At 43.1% G+C, this 23516-nt stretch carries 21 protein-coding genes; 12 read left to right on the top strand and 9 right to left on the bottom strand.

What is annotated here, in order from left to right; all coding sequences use genetic code 11:
- Positions 1-74: 74 nt before the first annotated feature.
- The gene (locus tag H6F68_RS16125) at positions 75-1496 is read left to right on the top strand and encodes a protein kinase domain-containing protein (RefSeq protein WP_190560523.1); all 1422 of its coding nucleotides are present in this window, start codon (positions 75-77) and stop codon (positions 1494-1496) included.
- 44 nt (positions 1497-1540) lie between these two features.
- On the top strand, positions 1541-2239 hold the full coding sequence (locus tag H6F68_RS16120; protein ID WP_190560521.1) for a lecithin retinol acyltransferase family protein: 699 nt from the start codon (positions 1541-1543) through the stop codon (positions 2237-2239).
- 54 nt (positions 2240-2293) lie between these two features.
- Here the strand turns inward: H6F68_RS16120 and H6F68_RS16115 are convergent, their stop codons facing one another.
- The 6 genes from H6F68_RS16115 to H6F68_RS16090 form a co-directional block, all read right to left on the bottom strand.
- Entirely contained in the window at positions 2294-2635 is a 342-nt protein-coding gene (locus H6F68_RS16115; protein WP_190560519.1) for a type II toxin-antitoxin system PemK/MazF family toxin, read from the bottom strand.
- On the bottom strand, positions 2632-2865 hold the full coding sequence (locus H6F68_RS16110; protein ID WP_190560518.1) for a hypothetical protein: 234 nt from the start codon (positions 2863-2865) through the stop codon (positions 2632-2634). The genes H6F68_RS16115 and H6F68_RS16110 overlap by 4 nt, the downstream gene beginning before the upstream one ends.
- Positions 2866-2949: 84 nt before the next feature.
- Complete coding sequence (gene bchB, locus H6F68_RS16105) at positions 2950-4476, bottom strand: ferredoxin:protochlorophyllide reductase (ATP-dependent) subunit B (protein WP_190432398.1); 1527 nt, start codon at positions 4474-4476, stop codon at positions 2950-2952.
- Positions 4477-4558: 82 nt separating this feature from the next.
- Positions 4559-4837: a hypothetical protein gene (locus tag H6F68_RS16100; protein WP_190560516.1), complete on the bottom strand. Its 279-nt coding sequence runs from the start codon at positions 4835-4837 to the stop codon at positions 4559-4561.
- Between the two features lie 170 nt (positions 4838-5007).
- Positions 5008-5727 carry a ribonuclease PH gene (rph, locus tag H6F68_RS16095; RefSeq protein WP_190432395.1) on the bottom strand — a complete coding sequence of 240 codons (720 nt, stop codon included), beginning with the start codon at positions 5725-5727 and terminating at the stop codon, positions 5008-5010.
- A gap of 87 nt (positions 5728-5814) precedes the next feature.
- Positions 5815-6363 (bottom strand): adenylate kinase, encoded by a 549-nt coding sequence (locus tag H6F68_RS16090; RefSeq protein ID WP_190560514.1) that lies wholly within the window; start codon positions 6361-6363, stop codon positions 5815-5817.
- Positions 6364-6676: 313 nt separating this feature from the next.
- On the opposite strand from H6F68_RS16090, the gene H6F68_RS16085 reads away from it, so the two are divergent.
- The 6 genes from H6F68_RS16085 to dcd all read left to right on the top strand — a co-directional run bounded on the left by H6F68_RS16085 (position 6677) and on the right by dcd (position 12799).
- Complete coding sequence (locus H6F68_RS16085) at positions 6677-7258, top strand: P-loop NTPase family protein (RefSeq protein ID WP_190560512.1); 582 nt, start codon at positions 6677-6679, stop codon at positions 7256-7258.
- A 128-nt stretch (positions 7259-7386) separates the two neighbouring features.
- Positions 7387-7809: a dCTP deaminase domain-containing protein gene (locus H6F68_RS16080; protein WP_190560510.1), complete on the top strand. Its 423-nt coding sequence runs from the start codon at positions 7387-7389 to the stop codon at positions 7807-7809.
- Between the two features lie 167 nt (positions 7810-7976).
- Positions 7977-9062, top strand: a complete 1086-nt coding sequence (locus tag H6F68_RS16075) for a tyrosine-type recombinase/integrase (RefSeq protein ID WP_190560565.1) — start codon at positions 7977-7979, stop codon at positions 9060-9062.
- 1007 nt (positions 9063-10069) lie between these two features.
- On the top strand, positions 10070-11479 hold the full coding sequence (locus H6F68_RS16070; protein ID WP_190560508.1) for a tyrosine-type recombinase/integrase: 1410 nt from the start codon (positions 10070-10072) through the stop codon (positions 11477-11479).
- Positions 11460-11984, top strand: a complete 525-nt coding sequence (locus tag H6F68_RS16065) for a DUF6262 family protein (protein ID WP_190560505.1) — start codon at positions 11460-11462, stop codon at positions 11982-11984. Before H6F68_RS16070 ends, H6F68_RS16065 begins: the two co-directional genes overlap by 20 nt.
- 218 nt (positions 11985-12202) lie before the next feature.
- Positions 12203-12799 (top strand): dCTP deaminase, encoded by a 597-nt coding sequence (gene dcd, locus H6F68_RS16060; RefSeq protein ID WP_190560500.1) that lies wholly within the window; start codon positions 12203-12205, stop codon positions 12797-12799.
- A 344-nt stretch (positions 12800-13143) separates the two neighbouring features.
- On the opposite strand, the gene H6F68_RS29815 is transcribed toward dcd, so the two are convergent.
- Entirely contained in the window at positions 13144-13380 is a 237-nt protein-coding gene (locus tag H6F68_RS29815; protein ID WP_190560498.1) for a helix-turn-helix transcriptional regulator, read from the bottom strand.
- Positions 13381-13606: 226 nt separating this feature from the next.
- Here H6F68_RS29815 and H6F68_RS16050 point away from each other — a divergent pair, with 226 nt between their 5' ends.
- Entirely contained in the window at positions 13607-13975 is a 369-nt protein-coding gene (locus H6F68_RS16050) for a hypothetical protein (protein ID WP_190560496.1), read from the top strand.
- A 602-nt stretch (positions 13976-14577) separates the two neighbouring features.
- Here the strand turns inward: H6F68_RS16050 and H6F68_RS16045 are convergent.
- Both H6F68_RS16045 and H6F68_RS16040 read right to left on the bottom strand, forming a co-directional pair.
- Positions 14578-15234 carry a hypothetical protein gene (locus tag H6F68_RS16045; RefSeq protein WP_190560494.1) on the bottom strand — a complete coding sequence of 219 codons (657 nt, stop codon included), beginning with the start codon at positions 15232-15234 and terminating at the stop codon, positions 14578-14580.
- Entirely contained in the window at positions 15224-17932 is a 2709-nt protein-coding gene (locus tag H6F68_RS16040) for an Eco57I restriction-modification methylase domain-containing protein (RefSeq protein WP_190560492.1), read from the bottom strand. Before H6F68_RS16040 ends, H6F68_RS16045 begins: the two co-directional genes overlap by 11 nt.
- 618 nt (positions 17933-18550) lie before the next feature.
- On the opposite strand from H6F68_RS16040, the gene H6F68_RS16035 reads away from it, so the two are divergent.
- From H6F68_RS16035 to H6F68_RS16025, 3 genes are all read left to right on the top strand, one after another.
- Positions 18551-20518 carry a phospholipase D-like domain-containing protein gene (locus H6F68_RS16035; protein WP_190560490.1) on the top strand — a complete coding sequence of 656 codons (1968 nt, stop codon included), beginning with the start codon at positions 18551-18553 and terminating at the stop codon, positions 20516-20518.
- Between the two features lie 158 nt (positions 20519-20676).
- Positions 20677-22797 carry a DEAD/DEAH box helicase gene (locus tag H6F68_RS16030; RefSeq protein ID WP_190560487.1) on the top strand — a complete coding sequence of 707 codons (2121 nt, stop codon included), beginning with the start codon at positions 20677-20679 and terminating at the stop codon, positions 22795-22797.
- Positions 22794-23453, top strand: coding sequence for a DUF2290 domain-containing protein (locus H6F68_RS16025; protein ID WP_190560486.1), 660 nt, complete (start codon positions 22794-22796; stop codon positions 23451-23453). Before H6F68_RS16030 ends, H6F68_RS16025 begins: the two co-directional genes overlap by 4 nt.
- Positions 23454-23516 lie beyond the last annotated feature (63 nt).

The following is a 23516-nucleotide window of genomic DNA, read 5'->3' as shown; positions in this document are numbered from 1 at the left end:
GATATAGAAAAGCTCTAAAGTTATTGCTGCTCCGGCTGCGATACTTCTGTTATTTCAGACTTAGCATCGCCAGTGTGATTACTCTGACTCTCCTCCATCCTCTCCAGCATATTCCGGTGCAAACCTGGGTCTTCGATCAAGAGCCAGTGATTCGAATTGGGCGGTCAACGGACAATCATGTCGTGCTCTACAGTGCAGTAGTGTCGCGTCACCATGTTGAAGTGCGGCGCAATGGTTCTAGTTGGGAAATTGTCAGCATCGGAACCAATGGTACTTACTTAGAGGGCAAGCGCATCACGCACGCGCCTGTCATTGATGGGGTAATTATTCGGCTTGCCCGCTCTGGGCCGAATATTCAGATTCGCATTGGAGCGGAGGCAATGAAAGAACTGCCTAAAACGCTGTCTGGAGAGCGTACCTTGGCTCAACAAGCACGAACCAAACTAGACGAAGACGCTAGCGATGTTTTAGAAGAGACTAGCGCTCAAGTCAGCACGATTCCTGTGCCTCCGCATTTGCGACTACCCGCTCCCCTAGAAGAGTCCGATTCCACTCAAACCACGGGCGCAAGAAAGGTTGTCACCGTTGCTGGAGAGCGGCAACTTCAACCTACTAAAATCTCTCCAGTTCCAGCCACCAAGCTAAGTTGTCAACATCAGCGCGCTAGCCCGGAACTACGCTTTTGCCTAGATTGTGGCGAACCGCTTCAGATTCAGCAGCTTTTGGGCAAGTACCAGGTCTTGCAGACGCTGAATCACGGCGAAATGGGCATTACTTACTGGGCTTGGCGAGACGGGCAGAGCGTCGTGCTCAAAACCTTAAATTCAGAATGGTCGGACCATCCGCAAGCTAAAGACTTATTGGCGCAGGAAGTCAATTTACTCAAGCAATTTGATCATCCTGGGTTGCCACGGTTAATCAATACTTTTGCCGTATCGGGGCAGCCGTATTTGGCGATGGAGTTGATCTACGGGCACAGCTTAGCCCAAGACGTCGCCGCGAGTGGTCCCATACCTCTGGCCCAGGCGATCGCTTGGATGACAGAAATTTGTGAAGCGCTCGACTATCTCCACAACCTCACGCCTCCAGTTCTGCATCGAGACTTACAGCCACAGCACTTAATTAGACGAGCGGTTCCAGGCGACGGACATGAAATTGCTTTAATTGGGTTTGGATCAGTCAAGGTTGCGGCAGTCGAACCTGGCAAACCCATTGGCACACCAGGGTATATGGCCCCTGAGCAAGAAGTGGGTGAAACCTCGATCGCATCTGATTTATACGCTCTCGGCCCGCTCCTGATTTATCTGCTCACTGGGGAAGACCCTAGCTTGTTTTACGGCCATCGGGACCAAGGCGCGAGGCTCTACGCTGAGTATGTTCCTGACTTGCCGCCTGCTTTAATTCCCATCATTCGCACGCTTACCAATCCTCAGCCAGAAGAGCGCTACACAACTGCGCGTGAGGTAGCAACGGCGATCGCCCAAATTGCAGTCTAGGATCGAGTTGGCAGATCAGCAGTTCTAGACAGGATATTTATTTCATGGCACGAGGAGATCAGATCTACGTGATGCGCGAGTTCATGGGGCTACCGGGTCTCTATGAGCATCACGGCATCGACTGTGGTGACGGCACAGTGATTCACTACCGCAAAACCGAAGTTGCTCGGATTTCGCGCACCTCAATGGCGGAGTTTGCGATGGGGCAACCCGTCTATGTGAAGCGCTACACCACTTCCTATCTTCCCGATGTGGTAATACAACGAGCCGAGAGCCGCATTGGGGAATCAGCTTACAATCTCACGACCAACAATTGTGAGCACTTTACCACTTGGTGCAAAACCGGAGTGAATGAAAGTGCTCAACTTCGCAACTTTGGCTTAGATGCGGTCAGAATTAGCTTGCCTGGAACTGACAAGTTGATCAATGAGGCGATCGACAGTTCATCTCCAGCTAAGTCTATGGAGTTGTACCGCCAAGCGCTAGACAATATTGCTTCGGCAGAAAGTACGCTCCGACCGCAGTATCAACACGCGCAAAAAGAAGAGAACACTTGGCACCGTGTGGCTCTAGCGGCTCTGAAACAAGGCCGAGAGGAGTTAGCCCGCGCTGCTCTCTACCGTAAAGTCCAATGGAAAAAAACTGCCGCTGATTTCAAATCTCAAATCGACTATCTAGAAACCCTCAAAGCCCAACTCAATCGCGATAGTTTGCCCTTAAGACAAACAATTAGTAGCGGTTAGATAAGTTTGGGGAAGGGCGATCGCTTTTTGTTGCCAAAGTTGATAGGAACCGAATTAATATCCTAAAGTTAGAAGCACAACCTCTTCTAAGAGATTGAAGCTCTGAGGTGTGAGATCGCTAAGCTTTCGTTGTAATCGAGTTTTATCTAGAACTCGTATTTGGTGGCATAAAACAACTGAATCTTGAGCTAAACCTCCTTCACCCTGACTGATTAGCAAACAAGTTGGTAGAGAAGCATGGCGGAAGTTGGTTGTTAATGGAATTGCGATCGCTGTAGTGCTAAATCTGGAAATCAAATCATTTTGAAAAACAATGACTGGCCGCATACCAGACTGCTCAGAACCTTGAGTTGGGTTTAAGTCCGCTAGCCAAACTTCGCCTCGCTTAACGTTCATCTGATGTCTTCTTGTTGCAGCATTTCTCCGAAACCGTTCATTTCGACTTCAGCGAATTCTCGATCTTCTGCAGCGGATTCATTATACAAATCAGCAAGCTGTTTATCATTGAAAGCACTCATTGCTCGTCTATTTTGGAATTTGATAAAAGCGATAAAATCCTGTACTTGATTAAGCTGTTCTTCATTGAGGCGATCGATTTCTTGCTTAATTTGCTCGCGAGCGGTCATTTAAAGAACCTTGTCAAAAATAAAGGGGATAACCTTAATGGCTACCCCCAGAATAACTAAAAGCTAATAGCTAACTACTAATTGCTAAGCACCAACCGCTTCTTTGGCTGCGTAGAGAACTTCAGCGGTGATTTCGCCGATGCCACGTTCGCGGGCAAATTTTTCGGTGTTACGCTTCACCTTGCCACGGACAAAACCAGGGATTTTGTTCAGTTCAGCTAGGCCATCGCGGCTCCAACCGAGGTCAGAGTCGGCAGAGATGCCCTTGGTAATCACTTCCTTGGTGTCGTGGCCGCCGAAGATTTCTAGCAAGTGGTCTTCCATGCCAAGCGTGAAGGAGTTGTAGACCAAATCTACGACTTGGTTGGTGCCTTCGTAGCCAAGGAATGGCTTGTAGCCGATGGGGAAGTTTTGGATGTGGATGGGGGCGGCAATCACACCACAGGGAATGTCAAGCCGTTTGCCGACGTGCCGTTCCATTTGGGTGCCAAAGATGGCCGAGGGTTCTAGGCGAGCGATCGCATCTCCAATTGCGCCATTGTCATCACTAATCAAGATTTCGTCGCAGTACTCGCTGACCTGCTCGCGGAACCAATCAGCATCGTACTTGCAATAGGTGCCTGCTAAGACTACCTGAATCCCCATCTCACGGGCCAGAATCTTGGTCATGGCGGCGGCGTGGGTGTTGTCGCCAAAGACTACGGCCTTTTTACCTGTGAGGTTTTGGCAGTCGATGGAGCGAGAGAACCAGGCTGCTTGCGAGACATGCAGGGTTTGCTCGTTGATAAAGTTTTCGTAGTCAACGTTTGCACCTTGGGCGTTGATGACTTGTTGAATCTTGCGAATACAACGCGCCGTCTCTACTACACCCATCGGCGTGATGTCTACATAAGGAGTGCCAAACTCTTTTTCGAGGTAGCGAGCTGTCATCAAGCCGAGTTCGCGATAAGGCACCAAGTTAAACCAAGCTTTGGGCAGGTTCTTGAGATTGAGAACAGATGCTCCTTCTGGAATGATCTCGTTGATCTCAATGCCCAAGTCAGCCATCAACCGCTTCAGCTCGGTGCAGTCGTGGTGGCTATGAAACGCCAGGGTGGAGATGCCAATGATGTTAACGGAGGGCTTGGCGGTTTTGCCTTCCGGGAGGTCGCCTTTTTTGCGGGCCTTCGCGATGTAGTACTGCACGATTTGCTCTAAGGTGCGATCGGCAGCCTGCATTTCGTTGAAGCGGTAATGGTTCACGTCAGCTAGCAGGACATCAGCGACGGAAGCTTCTTGGGCACGATCGACGAAGTTTTGCAGATCTTCTTGCAGAATGCTGGAGGTGCAGGTGGGAGTCAGCACGATCAGGTCAGGATGCTCTTCTGCGTCTTTGCGAGTGATATTATCTACTACTTTTTCTTGAGAGCCACGGGCCAAGACGTTGCGGTCTACGATGCTGGCGGTTACTGGGGTAAAGTCTCGCTCCCGCTCTAGCATTGATCGCATGACGTTGAAGTAGTCATCTCCTAGGGGAGCATGCATGATGCCATGCACATTTTTGAAAGAGCTGGCAATGCGGAGGGTGCCAATGTGGGCGGGGCCTGCATACATCCAGTAAGCCAATTTCATATCCGGTGTCCCTTAATCTCGGTTGTCATCGACCACTCCGCTGAGGGAAATTGCAGAAGTCAAAACCTTTAGCAAAAAGTTCTTACACCTTCTGGCACCAAGGAAGTAACGGCTCAGCGATCGCAATCGTGGGGTGTGATGGGTTTATAGTGTGAGTCGCTTTTGATTGTCTCAAAGATGGCGGGAAGGTGAGTGTAGGCACATTGGGCTTAGGGAGAGGGGGCGATCGCGTCAAACCCTTGGCTGTCCTGGGATATAGCAATTTAGTATGTGGTTTAATGGCTGGGGGAACCGCAATGATTTTTAACTGTTTGTGATTTGGCTTAAAACGACTAGCAGGCGGGGTTTCTAGATTTGGCATTGTGAAATCCGAGCCTTGGGGGCACTCGCCCCCAAACCCCCGCTGAAGGACGGCTGCGTCCTCCAGACCTCCTCCAGAAGGGCTTTAGTTATCAGTGGCAAGTCTTATCAGTGGCAAGTTATAGACACTTAGTTTCTAATTCCCTCCAGAATTGGGGCTAGGGGAGCAGATCAATCCACTAACGCCTGACGTTGGGCTTCAAATAACTCTTGGATACCTTTTTCGGCTAGATCTAGCATCTGATTCAGGTGGGTGCGGCTGAAGGCTCCTTCTTCGGCGGTGCCTTGGACTTCAATCACGCCTAGTTGGTCGTTGAGGACGACGTTGAGGTCTACTTTGGCGGCTACGTCTTCTACATAGTTAAGGTCGAGGATGGGTTGGTCTTCTAGCCAGCCGACTGAAACTGCGGCGATTTGGTGGCGGATGGGCGATCGCTCTAGGTCTCCTTTTTGGATCAGTTGGGCGATCGCGTCTTGGAGGGCGACAAAGCCTCCGGTGATGGCGGTGGTGCGGGTGCCAGCGTCGGCTTGCAAGACATCTGCATCAATCGTGATTGTGCGTTCACCTAGGGCTTCCATATCGAGGGCAGCCCGTAAGCTACGGCCAACTAAGCGCTGGATTTCTTGGGTGCGCCCAGACAGCTTAAGAAATTCTCGTTCGTGACGTTGGGGAGTGGCACCGGGCAGCATGCGGTATTCTGCGGTCAGCCAACCTTGACCTTTGCCTTCCAAAAATCTGGGTACTTTGGGTTGAATGGTGACCGTACAAAGAACTTGGGTATCGCCACAACGGGTCAACACGGAGCCAGCAGCAAACCGGGTGAAGTGACGCTCGAAGCTGATGGGACGCAGTTGGTCAGGTTGGCGACCGTCGGTACGCTGGAATGCCATTTTTGTAAGGAGCCCTTCTGAATTCACGCCTTTGCCTCAAACGCATCAGTTAGGATACAGCAGTTGTGGTTTGCAGCATCCTGCCGATCATTGTAGGTGCTGCAAAATTTCCTGATGCACTTGTTCGATAGATTGGTTGCTGTTGATTTTGAGTAAGCGATCGCGATGTTCGTAATAGTCCAGCATGGGCATGGTGTAGTCGCGGAATGACTCAATTCGGTGCTGGATCACCTCTGGCGTGTCGTCGCTGCGTTGTCGAGCGATCGAGCGGCTCATCAACACATCATCCGGCGCGTCTAGCCAGATTGCTCGGTTCAGGTGCTGATTTAAGTCTTCTAAGAGAAAATCTAATTCTTCGGCTTGAAAAGCGGTGCGGGGATGCCCTTCTAAGAGCCAACCTCGACTGGTATCGGCTTGCAGCAGTCGCTGCCGCATCAGTTGAATCATGGTTTCGTCAGGGACCAATTCGCCTTTTTCAACAAAAGCTTGGACTTGCTGACCGAGGGGAGTCTGAGCCGCGATCGCCTGTCGCAACATCTCTCCTGTGGAAATTAAGGGAATCTCAAAATGACGGCAGAGGTGCTGAGCTTGAGTTCCTTTGCCTGCGCCTGGCCCACCCAGAATCACCAATCTCACGGCCCTATGCTCCTACCTGCTGCCAGTTTTTCTCATTATTAGCTGAAGTTCGTGAGAAACGATAAATTTCGGCAGCAATCCCCAAGATTCATGGAGCTTCATTAAGCTTCTCTAGCTCTGTCCTGCTCTAGATGTTTTCTAGGCTTAGACTTGGCTTAATAGAAATGCATCCAAAAACGACTATTGACGGACTCACACATCTAGTGTTTGATGGGGGGAGTTCGGAGCAATCTACGCTATATTTCGCTTTCTACGCTGCATCTACTGCCTGAACTGCTCGCCTTAAAGTCCTGACTGGATCGTGACCTGCCTTATGGTTTCCCAAATTGAAACCCCAGCCCTGAATTCACTCAAAACGCAAGGTCTTGGAGAACGTCGAACTGTTGCAGAAGTCAGTCGCCGCTTCCCCCACGCGATCGAAGGATTGGTACAGGTTTTTACTTGTTCGCATCGCAGCTTTTTCACAAGTGTGATGGCACAAGCGCTCCGCATCGCCGGGCAAGGCACTTCAGTTTTAGTGGTGCAGTTTCTCAAAGGTGGTATTGGGCAGGGGCACGAGCATCCGGTACGGCTAGGGCAAAACCTCGACTGGATTCGCTGCGATTTACCCCGCTGCATCGATACACCTCATCTAGACGAAACTGAAATGCGATCGCTTCTAGATTTGTGGCATCATACCCAATCAGTGGTGATGCAGGGCAACTACGATCTGGTTGTCTTGGATGAATTAAGTTTGGCGATCAACTTTGGCTTAATTCCAGAAACAGAAGTGTTGGCTTTCTTACAGAAGCGGCCTAGTCATGTAGATGTGATTTTGACGGGGCCAGAAATGCCTCCAGCCATCTTAGATGTTGCTGATCAAATCACAGAACTCCGCCGCAGCCACCAACCTTAGGCTCACAACTATTAGTTAGAAGTCAGTGAGAAGTCACAAATTAGCACAGAATATTGCCCTAGTGACTGCGATGGGTGTAATTTAACTCTGCTTTGGGAAACATGGGATTCGGATTTGGGGGAAGCGGGATGATTAAGAACGACACATGGATTACAGAAATGGCTGCAAAGGGCATGATTACGCCTTTTGAGCCGCAGTTGATTCGGGAAGTCTCTGGAGATGCCAACTTAGCGATTCGCCCTGTGATTAGCTATGGCCTCTCAAGCTACGGCTACGACATTCGCTTATCACCTGCTGAGTTTCGCATCTTCCGCCACATTCCGGGCACGGTGATTGATCCAAAGAATTTCAACCCAGAAAATTTAGAGCCAACTAAGCTCCATACAGACAGCAATGGCAGCTATTTTGTGTTGCCTGCTCACTCCTATGCCTTGGGGGTAGCGCTAGAACGACTGGAAGTTCCTACCAATGCCACGGTAATCTGCATTGGCAAGTCAACCTATGCCAGAGCAGGCATCATCGCTAACCTGACCCCTGCGGAGGCTTTATAAAGGGGTACAAAATTTATGTCATCAACGTCAACAACGTCCCTCTCAGGGACGTTTTTTAGTCCTTGTGTAAACCTTATTAAGCGTGTTTTCTATACGTCATCAAAGTAAACAACGTGAAGACGTTCTATCTGTAATAGACTCATACATCAATAACAACCGTGACCGGTATGCAAGTACAGCGCATTAAATACCCGAATGGACAACTGAGCTGGATAGTCATAGGAGATGACTATCTTCCTATTCAACCTATTCGGCGCTATTTACAGTATTGTGAAGCTTTGGAATTTTCCCCAAATACAATTCAAGCGTATGCAAGGCACTTAAAACTTTACTGGGAGTTTCTATCGAACAATCAGCTAAATTGGAAAACTATTAAAGTAGACGAATTAAGTAATTTCATTACTTGGTTGCGGCATCGTGACTTTAACAATCTAGCAGTACAGCCTTGTAGAGCAAAACGAACAGAACGTACAATCAACACAATTTTGTCGGCTGTTTATAGCTTTTACACCTTTCAAGGTCGCTCTGGTGAAGTAGAAAACCTCCAGCTTTATACTAACTTTTCATCTTTCGGAAGCAAGCGTTTCAAGCCATTTTTACATCATATTACAAAGCATAAACCGGCTCAAAAGAAGCTACTTAAACTCAAAGAAGCTCGGAAAGGCGTAAAAACTTTCACAAGAGAGCAAGTTGAAGCTCTAATCACTGCCTGTAACAATCGTAGAGATAAATTACTGCTCAGTTTGCTTCATGAAACTGGAATGAGGATTGGGCAGGCGTTAGGGCTTAGGCATGAAGACTTCAAACCTTGGGATAATCAGATTCATATAGTGCCTAGAGAAAACGTTAATCAGGCCAGAACTAAAAGAAAAGAGTCTTACAAAATTGACGTGTCAATAGAGTTAATGAATCTCTATTCCGACTACTTTATGTATGACTATCCAGAAGAACTTATTACTGACTACGTATTTGTCAATATTTGGGAAGGGAAGATAGGACATCCTATCAGCTATTCAACAGTAGCTGATTTATTTGAGCGGCTCAGAAAGAAAACGGGCATTATAGAAGCTCATCCACATATGTTTAGGCACACACATGCAACTGAACTCATTGAAGCTGGTGTAGATGCGTTAATTGTCAGAGAGCGGCTTGGTCACGCTTCTATACAAACAACTATCAATACTTACACACACGTCAGGCCAAAGGCGCTTAAGAATGCTTATCAAAATTATTTGGAAGCACGAGATAAATGACACTTATCAAGCCACAATCACATCTCACAGACTCAGTCCTCCAAGTAGAAACGCCAATCACTTATCCGTCTTGCCCAGATTGCAGAGGTGAGTCAGGCTCAAGAACTACATCAAGAGGCGTTCAAGAGTATGTATGTAAAAACATTAGGTGCCGTCGAGCCTTCCGAGAATCTACGAAAAATCAACCAAGAAAGGAGTTAAAAAATGCAATCTGCCCAGACTGCGGTAGTAATCAAGTGCATAAAAGGGGCAAGCATCATAAAACTGGTGAATTAAAGTACAGATGCTACGAATGCCTAAGAAGTTTTAGAGAATCAACTGCACTTATCGAAAGTACACGCTTTCTTAATGCTCAGAAGACCCAACCACAGCTCACGGAGTGTCCTGCTGAATTCCAAGTTCCAATAGTTAAGAGTTATCCATCTTGCCCGGACTGTGGTAGTGACTCAAGAGGGGGTGGCTCTGTTCAAGGACAAAAAAAATACATCTGCAAAAATAAAGTTTGTAATAGAAGATTTGGAGATTCGACGAAAGAGGTTCAGCGAGATCAAATAGCTCGGCAGAAACAAACACTAGGTCTTCCTCCTTGCCCAGATTGTAGAAGTAACTGGATTAGGAAAAAGGGTGTTTGTAAATACACTAAAGCTCAGAAGTATAATTGTAATGATTGCAAACGGACATTTACTGAACTAACGAAAGATCAACCGAGACCTATTTATCCACCGTGCCCACACTGTGACTCTGATGATGTCAAAAAGTACGGAATGAGGAAAAGTGGTCAGCTTTACCGATGTAACTCATGTGAAGAATTTTTCTCAGACTATACAAACTATCCACCCTGCCCGGACTGCCAGAGCAAAAGAATCAATAGAGTTACCTTCAGAGGAAATCAACAAAAGTACCGCTGTAAGGACTGCAATAGACACTTCTCAGACTCTACTAAAGACAAGCCTAAGAACTCTCCCAGGGTATTTGATTACAATTCAGACTACTGGGACTTAAGGGCGATGGGGATTGATTTTCCTCCCTCTGCAAACTGGTTTACTGCTAATTTTGAAGCTATTAAGCATCCTTGGCTCAAGAAAGCTGCCAAAGAATATTTAAGGTTTGATCTGAGTACAAAAGCAGCGAATACGTGCTTATCAAAACTTGACAAAATCAAGAAATTTGCAGTCTTTCTAAATGAGCAATATCCAGAAATCAGCTCACAGAATGTTAATCGAAAAGTAGTAGTTGATTTTTTAGTCTATCTTAAAAATTATTCTAGGGAGTTAGCCAGGGAAACACTCATAGTCCTTGATGATTTTATTGGCTTGGCTGATCGTTTTAATTGGTTAGACATCACCAACCCAAATTTAGTTTTCAAGGAAGATCTTCCCCGGCTTCAGAAGTCTGGAAAAACATTTGAGCAAATCATTCCAGAAGAAGTTCTTGAGCAGCTCGTTAATAACCTTGATGGTTTATGGTGGCAGCACGCGAGAATGATCATCATAATGATGGCTGCTCCAATTCGGGTGTCAGAAGTTTGTGGGATGAGGTTAGACTGCCTTCGCCAAGACTCTGAAGGAGATTGGTGGCTACATTTTTGGGACTATAAGCTCGATAAAGAACACAACCCAATTCCGCTACAAAAAGAAGTAGCAAATATGATTCAATTACAGCAAAAATTTATTAAAGATACATTCAGTAGTGATTATGAGTATCTATTTTGTTCTAGAAGTGGAGGAAGAAGAAAAGACGGAACATTTGGATATGAGCCAAGAGCACCTTATGCAGACACTTTTAGACAAGCCTTAAGAAAACTTGTTCAAGATAGGCAAATCACCTATAACGGGGAGCCCTATACAATCTCAAAAACCCATAGATTTAGACATACTGGAGCTAGTGAATTAATTAATAGAGGAATGCCTCTGGTAATGGTACAGGATATTTTGGGGCATGAGTCGCCAGAAATGACACTTGTGTATGCAAAACTGTATGATAAAACTCTCAAAGATGCATGGAAGCAATCATCATCAAACATTGTAGATATTACAGGAGCAGTCGTAAACATTGAGCGAACTAAATTAGACTCTCCAAAGCATAAGGAGATGAAGAAAAAAATGTTGGAGCAGCAGGTCCACAATGGTCATTGCACCCTGCCTGCAATTCAAAGCTGCCCAAAGTTTCATGCTTGTTATAGCTGTGCTTATTTTAGGCCATCAGTTGAGAGGCTAACCAACCTTAAAAATGATAAAGCTCAACTTTATAAAGAAATCAAGCAGTTTGAAGCTGAGGCACTAAAGTGTCAGGAAGCGGGACAAGTGAGAATGGCTGAAGGCTATAGGACTAGAGCGACTCAAGCAAAGGATAAAATAGAAGCCTTAGACAAGCTACTCAATTCATTAGAGGTACCTAATGACGCTCCGACAGCCTAACACGCAAGGAATTGAAAAAGCTGCTCAGAAAAAGCGGGAGCAAACTTTTGAGCGTGTAAATACTGCCATACATCAATTACTTAAAGAACGAAAAGAAATTAGCTTTGCAACAGTTTCAGAAGTAGCTAATGTGTCACGCACATGGCTTTACAATAATCAAGCTATTCGGGACAAGATTGAAGAATTACGCAATCAATCTAGCTCCAAAAAAACTGTTCCTCCACATTTAAAGCCATCTGATTCATCAAAAGACACTATTATCAAAACACTGAAAGAACGAGTAAAGAAGTTAGAAATTGAGAACAGAGGGTTGAGAGGTCAATTAGAAGTAGTTTACGGGTTAGCCAACCCAGAGCTGCTCAACACCATCGAAACTCAGCAGCTTGAGATTGCTGAGTTAGAGAGGCAGAATCAACATTTACAGAAAATTCTGATACAAGCTAGAGCAGAAATTGATGCTTTCAAGCAGAAGAAAATTTTCACTAAAGAAGACCATTTTTCCTAAAAACTTTTTTTAATCCTGCGCCTATGTTCTGATCCGGCTTATTCATAGGACGTAAGTAAAGGTATTGACAATCATCACTTGGATAGATAGAATTCACAATTGCTTTAACTTTCACTATTTATTAAGGCAATCTCCTATCAATTTGCTAAGGAAAATCTTTGCAAGTCAACTTGGTGTTTATAGACTTTTAGTTCTAATTCAAGACGTGGGAATGCTGAATGTTAAAGAATGATCGTTGGATTGTAGAGAGAGCTCAACAGGGAATGATTGAACCCTTTGAACCTAAGTTGGTTCGTAGTATTACGCCAGACTCTGGTGTTCCGCTTTCAGTCATTAGTTATGGCCTCTCATCTTACGGGTATGATATCCGGCTATCCCCCGTAGAATTTAAGGTTTTTCGGCATGTACCTGGTACAGTAGTCAACCCAAAAAAGTTTAATCCCGGTAACCTGGAGTCTGTACCACTCCAATCAGATGAAGACGGGGACTACTTCATTCTTCCAGCACATAGCTATGGTTTAGGAGTTGCCCTAGAAAGGTTAGTAATTCCTCCTAACATTACTTGCTTATTTATTGGAAAATCCACTTACGCGCGCTGCGGGCTTATCTGGAACCTAACCCCCGGAGAATCTGGCTGGATTGGCTGGCTGACGCTCGAGGTAAGTAATTCTTCAAGTGCTGATTGCCGAGTATATGCCAACGAAGGGGTAGTCCAAGCTTTATTCTTAGAAGGAGAGCCTTGCGAAACTACCTATGCTGCTCGTAGCGGTAAATATCAAGATCAACCACAAAGAGTAACATTAGCTAAGGTCTAGGAGTTTTTTATTACTCGTACCTGAAGAACTTGCTAAGTTCGCAGCATCCTAATATGGTGCTGCGAAGCTATTAATTTGAAATATAGTCTTAAGAAGCTGAATTCTCACCTATCAATAATTTCAGCTTCTTAAGAATAGACAGTTGCAGTTTTGAATTGTTAGCTATCCTCGCTCACTAAATACTTAAAAGTTTTGTTGCTTCGTAGAAGCGATTGCAATCTAGTTGTTTGACTTCCCATAGAGATATCAAAACGAAGTTGGTGGCGTCTGAACGCAGCACCAAGAGATTTGATTTTCTTACACCTCACAAGTTTGTATCAACGTGCTGAGCGTAGACTTGTAAACTACCCGATACTGTAGTCAGCAAAGAGCTGGGCAATCGATGTGTCAAGTGCCTTTGCTAGCCTGTCTATAGTCTCTAGGGAAGGATTTACCTCACCCCTTTCAATCTCCGAAATGTATGTTCTGTGAAGTTCAGCTAGCTCCGCTAGCTTCTCTTGAGAAATATCTAATCCTCGCCGTCGTCGCCGGATGGCTCTGCCAAAGCGTTGTCTGATAGTTGTTTGATCATTTTTCGTCACCGCATAATGCTGCTGGACGTTAGCTCCGTTTTTCTACAGGCTGGCGTCTAAGTTTTGTAGGCTATAGCCTACAAAATGTATAATCTGCTGTAGTTGAATAATGGCTTCGATAGAGTTGTGCCGAGTGCAATTGTTATTAGAAAGGTTTCTTCACCAGATGCCTCAAACAAGATTGAAGCTCGGGGAGCGTGTTCGATGGCAACTGTTACATAGCTGAGGTGGCAGTATGAACTTCAAATTTTCCTCCCGAGAAGAGGAGGTTGCCCTACAGAACTTAGTAGAGCTGATTGCAAGGGCTGTGCAGCAAGGCTCGAAAGAGTACAGCACCCCGATTGAAGGTAGCTTTATAGAGCTGGTCAAGGCGCGGATACATAGGATCACGCAAGAAGGCGAGGGCTACTGCATGGGCGCTATTTTGGATTCTGCATTCCAAGACATTAGGGAACGATTGCAAGAGCTACTGGGTGATCACGCCTATGACCTCGACCTCAGCCCCTACTTCACAAAGACCAACCCTGCCCCGAAGTTGTCAATTAGAAAAATCAGGGTTCCAAGAGGCAGACGCGCACGGTCTAGGAAGAGCGAACAGAATTAGCAAGCGGAAGAAGATTGACAGTGAAGCTCAGGCTGCATTTGAGATAACAGAAGTTGGACTGCAACATTCAATAGAGGCATTGATCGCTGCTACAGTGGGCCAGTGTACAGTTAATCTGGAAGAAGTGAGGCGATCCTACGAGGTGGAGGGGGATTGTTTTTCCTTCCAGGTTGCCGTTGAGGAGTTTAAATTTGTAGTTGATGACGACGGGACGGTTTTCATCTCTACGAGAAGTTCCCTGAAAAGTTGGTTATAGAGGCAAGAGAAAGGTCTGTAGGATTGGCGAAGCTGTTGTGTGCCCAAGTAACTAAGGCCTAAGCAATAAATTGAGTGGTAGCAGACTCTGACATAGAATCACACTGAAAGTCCAGACGCAAATTACCGATAAGATCCTCTGAATAACCGGATAATTTATATAGGCTAGAAGGGGGCAAGGCAGAAAGTGCAGCAATCACGCCCTGGCAGCTTATACTTAAAAATTGGTTCAATTATGATTATAAAGAAGCTAATGACTTAATGCTGTCAAAGTATATTGGCCTCCTGGTTGCGCTCTATGTACCATCTTAAAGCTGTCTATAGATTAGCCGAGAGAGGCAAAACATCTATTTTCCTATAGACTGCCAATAATCATTTTCTAACACCTGATTTTTTAACATAGAAACTGCCGCTCTAAGGGCTTCGGTTAGAGATTCAACGCTTGCCAATATCTGGTCTTGCATGCCAACGTTTAAAGCTATATGGCTACGCGGCCAAACGTTGCAATGAGGTGAGGGTGCATCATGGCATTCGATATGTAAATGAAGGCTTTGCTTGTATATTGCATGTTGCCCGTCATCATTTGGATCACAATGCAGAAGAAAAAACTCTTCTTCTGTGTTTTCCTTCTTCTTAGGTAAATAAAAATGTAAGTAAGCTCTATCTAAATAGAAATATTCATTAGGAGCGTTTTCTTTTTCTTCTATAGCTCTTCTCCACATTTCAAAGTAGCCAGCAACAAGGCCAGGAGCAATTGTGTTAAACCTATGACTTCTATATCCTCCTGGATACTTAACTTTGTCACGAATACTTATTATATATAAACTGGTACTCTGCTCTCGCTCTACATACAGTTCATTTGGTTTGCTTGCAAGAGGTTTTACAACCTCTTTGACAATCTCTTCTCTTTCTCTAATTAGTTGATCTAGGTTTTTCCTTTTCTTTTTAGTAGTGTTAGTTTGATTACTTGTAGAAATAACTATTTTCATAGAACTACGAATCATGCTTTATCTGATAACTCATAGCTTCATCACGAGTTAATCCATATAAATTTGAGACAATATTATCAATTTCTTCTTCGATCTCTATCATGTTCTTTCCCTTGGCTTCTAAGCGAATGTCAACTAACGAGATTAGTCTATTCAAGATTTTAGGAGCAACCAACTTTGGATCAGGCACAGGAGTGTCTTGTAATCTTTTTGGTTCAAGCATTGTGTAGCCACCTCCATAACGGTTTGCATTTTCAGAGATATATCGATAGCAAACTGTTGAGTTCAATATAGCTACAAAATATTTTAATAATTCCTTAGATATTTCTTCATCTGATACTCCCTCATTTAAGGTTTCTCCATCCAAAATATTTCGAGCGTTGATTCTTTTAGGTAAAATAACCGGGGATCTAATAACTCCATATTGACCAGTTAAATCTAGGGAAAAGCGTGGCCGAATAACTAGATGTGGAGTTAAAATCTTTGGCATTTTTATATAGTCATGCCGAGGCCTTTCAAGTTGCCACCACTCAATCTGATTCTTCTGAACAGCAGATCTCTTGTTCAAGATTTCCTGTTGTTTTGCAATCAATTTCCAAGTTTTAGGAAAGTTTTTGCTAATATAATCAGATGAAAGTCTGCGACCGTGACGGTAGGGATAAAACAGGTATTGAGAGGGAGTTTTAGGTACCGAATATGGAAGCATTTCCTTGTCAGGAAGATAAGGAATAAAAATGTCTATTTCCTCAGTAGGTACTGCTTTCTCATCAAAAATAAACACTTTGTTGCTACCCGTCTGAACACCTACTTTGATATCCATAAAGTTAGAAATCTTAGGCAGAGATTTTAACTTCTGATGAATTGACCAGACCGAAGGTGGCAGAAGGGGCCAAGTGTCTTCATTAAAAGCACTCTGATTTACCTTAAAGGTTGTATACATTTTAGTATCGGTTTCTCGGTCCTCTAGGACAGCATGAAATGCTTCACTAACTAAAGCACGGCATTGAGCAATCATCGCCTTGGGTTCAGGGTTTAGTCTAAATTTCTTTTGAAAAATCAGGAGCACAACATAAGTATCAACTTCTGGAAAAACTTTGACTCCAGACAGGTCAACAATACATCTAATCCAAGCTTCACTAATTAAAAGCTTTCTTATTCCTCCTGAGTTTGCGTTTACCAGGAAACCGTGAGGTATTATAAAAAGACCGTATCCACCCGGCTCTAAAGCGTCTAGAGCAATCTTAAGAAAAGCCAAGTAATAATCTAGTTTTCCTCTTCCGTGATTACCTATAAATTTTGATAACTGCTCTCTTACCTCTTCAGCCTGATCTCCTAACGAGATAAACGGAGGATTAGAAATGACAGCATTAAATCCAGACCGAATGTTAGCTTGCTCCTGATAGTATGTAATAGCTTCACAATTATGAATATTTAACTTTAACGGAAGCTGGTTTGTTAAAACTAAGTGAAGCAAAGATAAAGATAAAATTGTTGCATGACAGGCATTGGGATCAATATCCACGCCTACTACATTATTAAAGGCTTGTTTAATTAATTCTGTGGTAACGCCTTCCTGCGTTAGATCACATTGATACTCCAATAGAGTCCTCAGGAATATACCTGATCCAACGGACGGTTCTAAAGTTTTAAGCCTTCTAAACTGGTAATGAGATACTTGTTCTCTCAAATATCGAGAAAAGAAGCGTGCAATAAATTGAGGAGTATAGATACTACCTAATGCTCGGTTATTACTTTCTTCCGGCAAAGTAGTCAAAAGTGAAAGTTGGTCAGACTCAACTCGCTTTAGGACACTAGTATACTTCTCATAAATTCGGCTAAGAGCATGCTTGGACATTAAAGAAAAGTCGTACTCATATGGCTTTGCATGCTTAATTTTATAAAAGTCTCTTATCAAGTCGAAAAGCAACTCTCTATTAAGTGGATTAAAAGCTTCCAGAGCAGGAAAATCTATTAATTCTTGAGAGATATTATGCTGTTCAAGCATATTTAAGGCTTGTCTGATAACTCCGCTGAACGTTTCACCAGAATCCATTTCTCTGACGGCTTGCAGAAGAACTTGGTTATCGATTCTTACGTTTGAATTACTTCTCAAAAGAGCACTTCTGTAATTATCTTCTACTGCTCTAACAAAGATAATTGCGTTGAATAACGAAGAAAGTTCTTTGTTGGTTATATTTTCAGAACCCAGCTCGGCTGAGAGATTCCTTTTCCAAAATGATATTGTTTCAATCAAAGCATCATCCAAGCATGGAAGATTGGAATTTTGTCTATCCTCAATTATTTGCTGAAAAACTTCACTGGTTAAAAAGTCTAAGTTATCTTTTGATATATATTCACGCCTAGTCATCTGGAAAGGATAGAAGCGATTAAAGGTGTAGATCACTTGATCTGATTGTATTTGTACATGCCAATCAACTAAATTGTTATATGAAATACTAAGAAGTCCTCTCTGTTCTTCGGCGCTCAATTCATGGTGGGGTTTTTTAAGAAAGCTAATAACTGCCTGATTTTCAAGTCCGTGTTCAACAACCAAGTGTATGCTTGAAACTTCTTCAATAGCTGGAACTTCTAATCTGTCGCTAGGTGTCCAGCCGAATTCATATGAAAAATCATTCAATAGTCTTCTTTCGTCGGTTTCCGACAAACTAGAAGAAGAAGTCAATTGCATTACAGAATTGTATCGAACTGACATGGAAGTTCCTGGGAGTGATAGTAGGTTAAATAACTTTAAATCCCTCTATTCTAAACTTTTAGAGGGAGCTGCTGACCATCTCAGACAAAACTCAGCAATAATTTCTCCTTAGGGAATTGCAGCAAACTTGAACTATTCATCTATGACTAAGACTTAACTAATAACCTGATGACCCCTAAGTAGTCTAGTAGCAAAGCTATGCTGGGCCTTGCGTTATGAGATTCATTTGCTTACATAGTCTCACTATTAGATTTATAGTATATTTGTACTATAAATCATTCTCGGAGTTGCTTCACTGAAACATCCTGCTTACTTGGCGTTTCTTTACAGACCAATTTCTGTTGGTTACGCTCTGACTTTTCTAACCCGTCGATTCATGCTTATAAGTTTGAGGTCAGGCTTAGAGCTTTCTATTTGAGTAACTAAGGTCTCACTTTTGATACAGCTGTATAACTTCAATTCATAAGCTTCCTAAACTGTCCGGTATTTCTTAATCAACGTACTGCCCACCAGAAACTTTATCGCTTATTTACACCAGCCTTTAAACTTTTTATGTTTCTTGTGTCGCAAACTTCAGTATTGGTGGAATTCTTGTCATAAGAAGAATTTTGTACCCCCATGAGTAACCGTCACTGGCTGGAGTCTGCAGAATATGCCTCACTTGCTGCTTCGGCCATCGGCTCAGTTGCAGCTACCGTATCTCAACAAGTTGTCTTTGCTGCCGCTCCAATATCCGTATCGCTAGCTTTAGGGACACTGAATCGCAATCGCCTACAACAAACTCAGCAAGTTGCTCAGGTTGCAATTACTCAAGTTGATCAGCAGTTCAAGGGGCAAATTGAGTCCGTCCAGCAACAACTGAAAACTCTGCCTCCTCCACCAGAACCGTTTGACTCAACCGATCTCCAAACTCAGATTACAAGAACCCAGACAGCTGTTGCTAATTTGCAGCAGGATGCTGAGGCTACTGTTACTGAAGTTCGCCAGTATCTAGACGAGAAACTTGAAGTTTTACAGAGTCAGCTACAGACAGGGCTATCTCAAATTCCTCCGGTATTCAACCCTCAGTACCTAGAGGTGAAGCTGGAGCAAGTTGAAAGCGCAATCACTCAACTCTCGGAAGGATTGACAGCAGTACAAGCGTGTTTGATTCCGTTGCAAGCTATTGACCTCAACCCACTTCATCAGAATGTCAGTCAGCTTCAGAGCAATCTTCAAGCTCAAGCGGAGGGGTCTGAGTCACAAACCGCATCATTACAAGCACAACTCAAAAAACTCAGTCAGCAAATTGAACAGTTAGAACGAGTTAATAAAACGGCTGTTCAACCTCACATCTCTGAATTAACACCGAAGCTCAAGCCAACCGTAGAGGCGACTGCAATCTTAACCAAGCAACTAGCAGCTTTGAGCCACCAAGTTGGTACTAAAGCTGAACACCAAAAGGTCGCTGAACTTAGTGATGCTGTTTCACAACTACAACAGCAGCTTGAGCAGCTGCCTCCACCGCCGCAACCATTTGACCCAACTCCATTAGAAACAGATATTAAGGGCTTGCGATCTCAAGCCCATGACTTACAGCAGCAGGTGCAGGAAGTACGACTGTCAGTCACAGAGTTAGGGGTAGACGAGAGACTGGAGCAGACTAAAAACGCGATCACAACCTTGGAGAAAAAGTCACTAGAGTTTCTAACCAAGCAAGAGCTGACACCTTGGCAGCAAACTGTTGTTGATCGCTTCGATCACGGTATGACAAGCCTGAAGATTGAGCTTGAGATGTTGAACCAAGCTTTTGCTGAGCGCCCTGAACAGTCCTTAGCTCAGCGATCAGAAGAGTTACAGCAGCAGATTCAGGATTTAGAAGCTTGGCTCAAGAACTTGGATACTAGCTTTGAGGTATTGCATGATCGCACTCGAAATCTGGATGCGATGCAACAGCAACTGAAGAGCTTACTTGCTGCAAAGGAAAAGGGTAACGAACTAGAAATTGCATTAGCAACATTATCAGAAGAGTTTTCGGGTAGGGTTGATGCTGCTATCGAGGAGTGCTTGATTGACCTTAAACAGCTTCTTTTAGATGCTCAATCGACCTATAGCTATGAGTTGGTTTTTGATCGTTCTGATAGCCGTAGGTATCTTATTCAAGCTCTTGAAAGATCTCAAAAACAACTAATAATGGTGTGTCCCTGGCCTAGTACCTACAGCATTGATAATACAGTACTTCAAAAACTAAGAAATGTCCTCAGAAGGAATGTTCAAGTAGATATAGGATGGGGGCACTTGCGTGACATACGGAATGGTGATATAGGAACGGGATGGAAGTATAGTGCTCTACCAAAACTAAAAAGGCTGGCAGAAGAATATCCAAATCAACTCAGATTAAAACTTCTAGGTACCCATGAAAAGTTTCTAGTTTGTGACTCTGATTTTGCTTTGGTTGGAAGTCATAACTTTCTGTTATCAAGTGATAGCTCTTCCGAAAGAGAAGCAGGTCTATATACTACAGACCCACGTATTATTAATGGGCTTATGAAACGCTTTGAGAGTGCTAGAGATTTGGAGCAGGTATCTGAACAATCCACTGCTTGATTTGTCAGCTATTAACTGGTAACTCTACTTGTCTTGTTGAAAAATTGTAATTAAGTAACTAATGTTTTTTAAGAGAAATTTCCAGGAGAAGTAGCGGAAGACATTTGTACTAATTTGAAGGATAATACTTATAGGTGGTTTAGGCGAAGCGATGTCCTATGGTTAACGTTATTCGAGGTGATGTTAATAAGCCAGTATCATCGAAGAGGCTAGCAGATTACTTTGAAAGCAGAACTGATATTGATGGTAGCTTGTACCTCGGTTATCCAATAATAGGAACTTTTGAAGGCAGCTATCAAATTGATGCTTTGCTAATATCAAAAGAACATGGCGTTATTGTCTTCAATATTGTTGAAGGCCCTAACGTTATGACTAATATAGAAGAAGTACAAGATGAAAGCTTTAATAAGATTCAATCAAAACTACTTCAGCAGAAGGGGCTGACCAGCCGGAAGAAGTTAATGGTTGAGCTCGGCGTAGTAACATTTGCGCCTGTTTGGGTAAGTAGACCAGGCCAGATTGAGGATGATTACCCTATTGCATTAAATGAAGAAGATTTAGAAGAGTATTTATGCAGCCAAAAATGGGAGAGCAATGAATATTTTGAGCAACTTAATTCAGTCATACAAGCTATCACTTCTATCAGAAATAGAAAGCAACGAAAGTATGTTCAAAAAGAAAATTCAAGAGGCGCAAAGTTAAGAGCTTTAGAGGATTCTATTGCTAATTTGGATAGAAATCAAAGTGCAGCCGTTATTGAGACTGTTGATGGTGTCCAGAGAATTCGAGGACTAGCTGGCTCAGGAAAGACAATAGTTTTAGCACTTAAAGTTGCATATTTACATGCAGTTCATCCCGATTGGGATATTGCTGTCACTTTCAATACGCGCTCTTTAAAGAGCCAGTTCAGGCAGCTTATCAACACTTTCAGCATAGAACATACAAGTCAAGAACCAGATTGGTCAAAGATTAAGATCATTCATGCTTGGGGAAGTCCTTCAATGGATGGTGTCTATTATGAAGTTTGTAAAAAGCATGGTATTGAGTATAGGGATTTAGATGCTGCTAAGGAGATTTCCAATGTATATGGACAAGAATTTGACATAGTTTGTGAGGAGGCTCTTAACAAAATAGCTAAATTTGAACAGTACTATGATGCAATTTTAATAGATGAAGCACAAGACTTTTCTAAGCATTTTTTACAACTTTGCTATGAAATTTTAAAGGAACCGAAGAGACTAGTTTATGCGTATGATGAGTTGCAAAGCCTTAACAAAAAAATAATGGAGTCTCCAGAATCAATCTTCGGTTTTAACTCTACTGGACAACCGAAGGTTCAGCTCAGGAATGCGCCTGGCGAGCCAAAACAAGACATTGTTCTAGAGAAATGCTATAGAAACTCGCGACCTCTTTTAAGCTCTGCACATGCGTTAGGTTTCGGTATCTATAGAGCCGAAGGTTTAATTCAGATGTTTGATTATGCTGAATTATGGAGAGACATTGGCTACAGGGTCGAAGAAGGGGCCCTTAAGGACAGTAATCATGTAAAGCTTACTAGAACTAGCAGTACAAGCCCAAGATTTCTGGAAACTCACTCACCCATTGATGATTTAATCATTTTCAAATCCTTTAATAGTAATTTTGAACAATTTGAATGGCTAGCAGATCAAATAGAAATAAACCTTCGGGAAGATGAATTAAAACATGACGACATAATCGTTATTCATACTAACCCGCTTACAACTCGAAAAGTATCAGGAGAGGCGAGAGCTTTACTATATCAGAGAGGCATTAACTCTAATTTGGCTGGAGTGACTACTTCACGTGATGATTTTTTTAGTGAAGAGGCTATTACCTTTACTAGCATTAATAGAGCTAAGGGTAATGAAGCTGCTATGGTCTATGTCATTAATGCTGATGAGTGCTTCTCTGGATTAGAACTTGCTAGGAAGAGAAATATTTTATTTACAGCCATAACGAGAAGCAAAGCATGGATTAGAGTTCTAGGATGTGGCGAGAAGATGCAAAGATTAGAAGCTGAGTACGAGAGAGTTAAACGAGAGGATTTTGCCCTCACATTCATTTATCCCTCTGAAGAGGAACGCCGAAAGATGAACCTCGTTAATAGAGATATGAGCCCAGAGGAACGTGACCGTATTATTAAACAAAAGAGAGGATTAAAAGAACTTCTTGATGCTCTTGATAAAGGAGAAATCCATAAAGAAGATTTACCAGAAGAGATTTTACAGCGATTGAAAGAGAAGCTTCTTGACCAATGACTACGTATCTGAATGTTTTGAATGAAATAGAAACTATTACCAAGAAACTTATAGAACTTGGTCTTTCAGATAGCCAAAACTTTCCTAGGTGTAATCTTTTCGGACGTAACAGCCATGAAATTAATTATGATGGCATGCAGGATCTTTCTATAGTCTTGAGAAATGTTGAATATGCTGATATTTACAGAGAGCTAGATCAGAGTAGAAACTATAATATTAAAATGCTTGATGGTGCTCTAATACAGATAATGTATGTTTTTAGAGACTCAGAGCTGATTTCCCACAGACTTGCTTTTTTTCCATCACCTTTTCTGCAAGAATTCCAGAATCAACCAGAAATTTATGAACTCGACGATATATACGCAGATATAATCGCAAGAAATATATTGCCTGTACCTGTTCGATTTGACTATGATCCAGGCAATTATCAAGAACTAGATCACCCAAAGTGTCATTTAACGCTAGGGCAATTCAAGAACTGTAGAATTCCCGTTTGTTCTCCCATAATGCCAAGCATCTTCATTCATTTCATTCTTCGTAATTTTTACAACACTGCCTTTAGAAAATTTACAAATGAATTGAAACTTTCAAAAAATTATTTTCAAGAAACTATAACCTTTTTAGAAAAACAAGTACTACATATATCTATTCATTAATGGATATATGTAGTACTAGGAACTAAAGATGACTTCAACAATTTTCAGTCAGTAGTGTTTTGT

Source organism: Trichocoleus sp. FACHB-262, assembly GCF_014696035.1.
Taxonomy (GTDB): domain Bacteria; phylum Cyanobacteriota; class Cyanobacteriia; order FACHB-46; family FACHB-46; genus Trichocoleus.
Note: the sequence above shows the minus strand (reverse complement) of the source record. Positions and strands in the feature narration are given on the sequence as shown.

Excerpts from the sequence above, each read along its gene's own strand:
- H6F68_RS16120 (WP_190560521.1), top strand. The coding sequence starts at position 1,541 with ATGGCACGAGGAGATCAGATCTACGTGATGCGCGAGTTCATGGGGCTA.
- H6F68_RS16115 (WP_190560519.1), bottom strand. The coding sequence starts at position 2,635 with ATGAACGTTAAGCGAGGCGAAGTTTGGCTAGCGGACTTAAACCCAACT.
- H6F68_RS16110 (WP_190560518.1), bottom strand. The coding sequence starts at position 2,865 with ATGACCGCTCGCGAGCAAATTAAGCAAGAAATCGATCGCCTCAATGAA.
- bchB (WP_190432398.1), bottom strand. The coding sequence starts at position 4,476 with ATGAAATTGGCTTACTGGATGTATGCAGGCCCCGCCCACATTGGCACC.
- H6F68_RS16100 (WP_190560516.1), bottom strand. The coding sequence starts at position 4,837 with ATGCCAAATCTAGAAACCCCGCCTGCTAGTCGTTTTAAGCCAAATCAC.
- rph (WP_190432395.1), bottom strand. The coding sequence starts at position 5,727 with ATGGCATTCCAGCGTACCGACGGTCGCCAACCTGACCAACTGCGTCCC.
- H6F68_RS16085 (WP_190560512.1), top strand. The coding sequence starts at position 6,677 with ATGGTTTCCCAAATTGAAACCCCAGCCCTGAATTCACTCAAAACGCAA.
- H6F68_RS16080 (WP_190560510.1), top strand. The coding sequence starts at position 7,387 with ATGATTAAGAACGACACATGGATTACAGAAATGGCTGCAAAGGGCATG.
- H6F68_RS16075 (WP_190560565.1), top strand. The coding sequence starts at position 7,977 with ATGCAAGTACAGCGCATTAAATACCCGAATGGACAACTGAGCTGGATA.
- H6F68_RS16070 (WP_190560508.1), top strand. The coding sequence starts at position 10,070 with ATGGGGATTGATTTTCCTCCCTCTGCAAACTGGTTTACTGCTAATTTT.
- H6F68_RS16065 (WP_190560505.1), top strand. The coding sequence starts at position 11,460 with ATGACGCTCCGACAGCCTAACACGCAAGGAATTGAAAAAGCTGCTCAG.
- dcd (WP_190560500.1), top strand. The coding sequence starts at position 12,203 with ATGTTAAAGAATGATCGTTGGATTGTAGAGAGAGCTCAACAGGGAATG.
- H6F68_RS16050 (WP_190560496.1), top strand. The coding sequence starts at position 13,607 with ATGAACTTCAAATTTTCCTCCCGAGAAGAGGAGGTTGCCCTACAGAAC.
- H6F68_RS16045 (WP_190560494.1), bottom strand. The coding sequence starts at position 15,234 with ATGATTCGTAGTTCTATGAAAATAGTTATTTCTACAAGTAATCAAACT.
- H6F68_RS16040 (WP_190560492.1), bottom strand. The coding sequence starts at position 17,932 with ATGTCAGTTCGATACAATTCTGTAATGCAATTGACTTCTTCTTCTAGT.
- H6F68_RS16035 (WP_190560490.1), top strand. The coding sequence starts at position 18,551 with ATGAGTAACCGTCACTGGCTGGAGTCTGCAGAATATGCCTCACTTGCT.
- H6F68_RS16030 (WP_190560487.1), top strand. The coding sequence starts at position 20,677 with ATGGTTAACGTTATTCGAGGTGATGTTAATAAGCCAGTATCATCGAAG.
- H6F68_RS16025 (WP_190560486.1), top strand. The coding sequence starts at position 22,794 with ATGACTACGTATCTGAATGTTTTGAATGAAATAGAAACTATTACCAAG.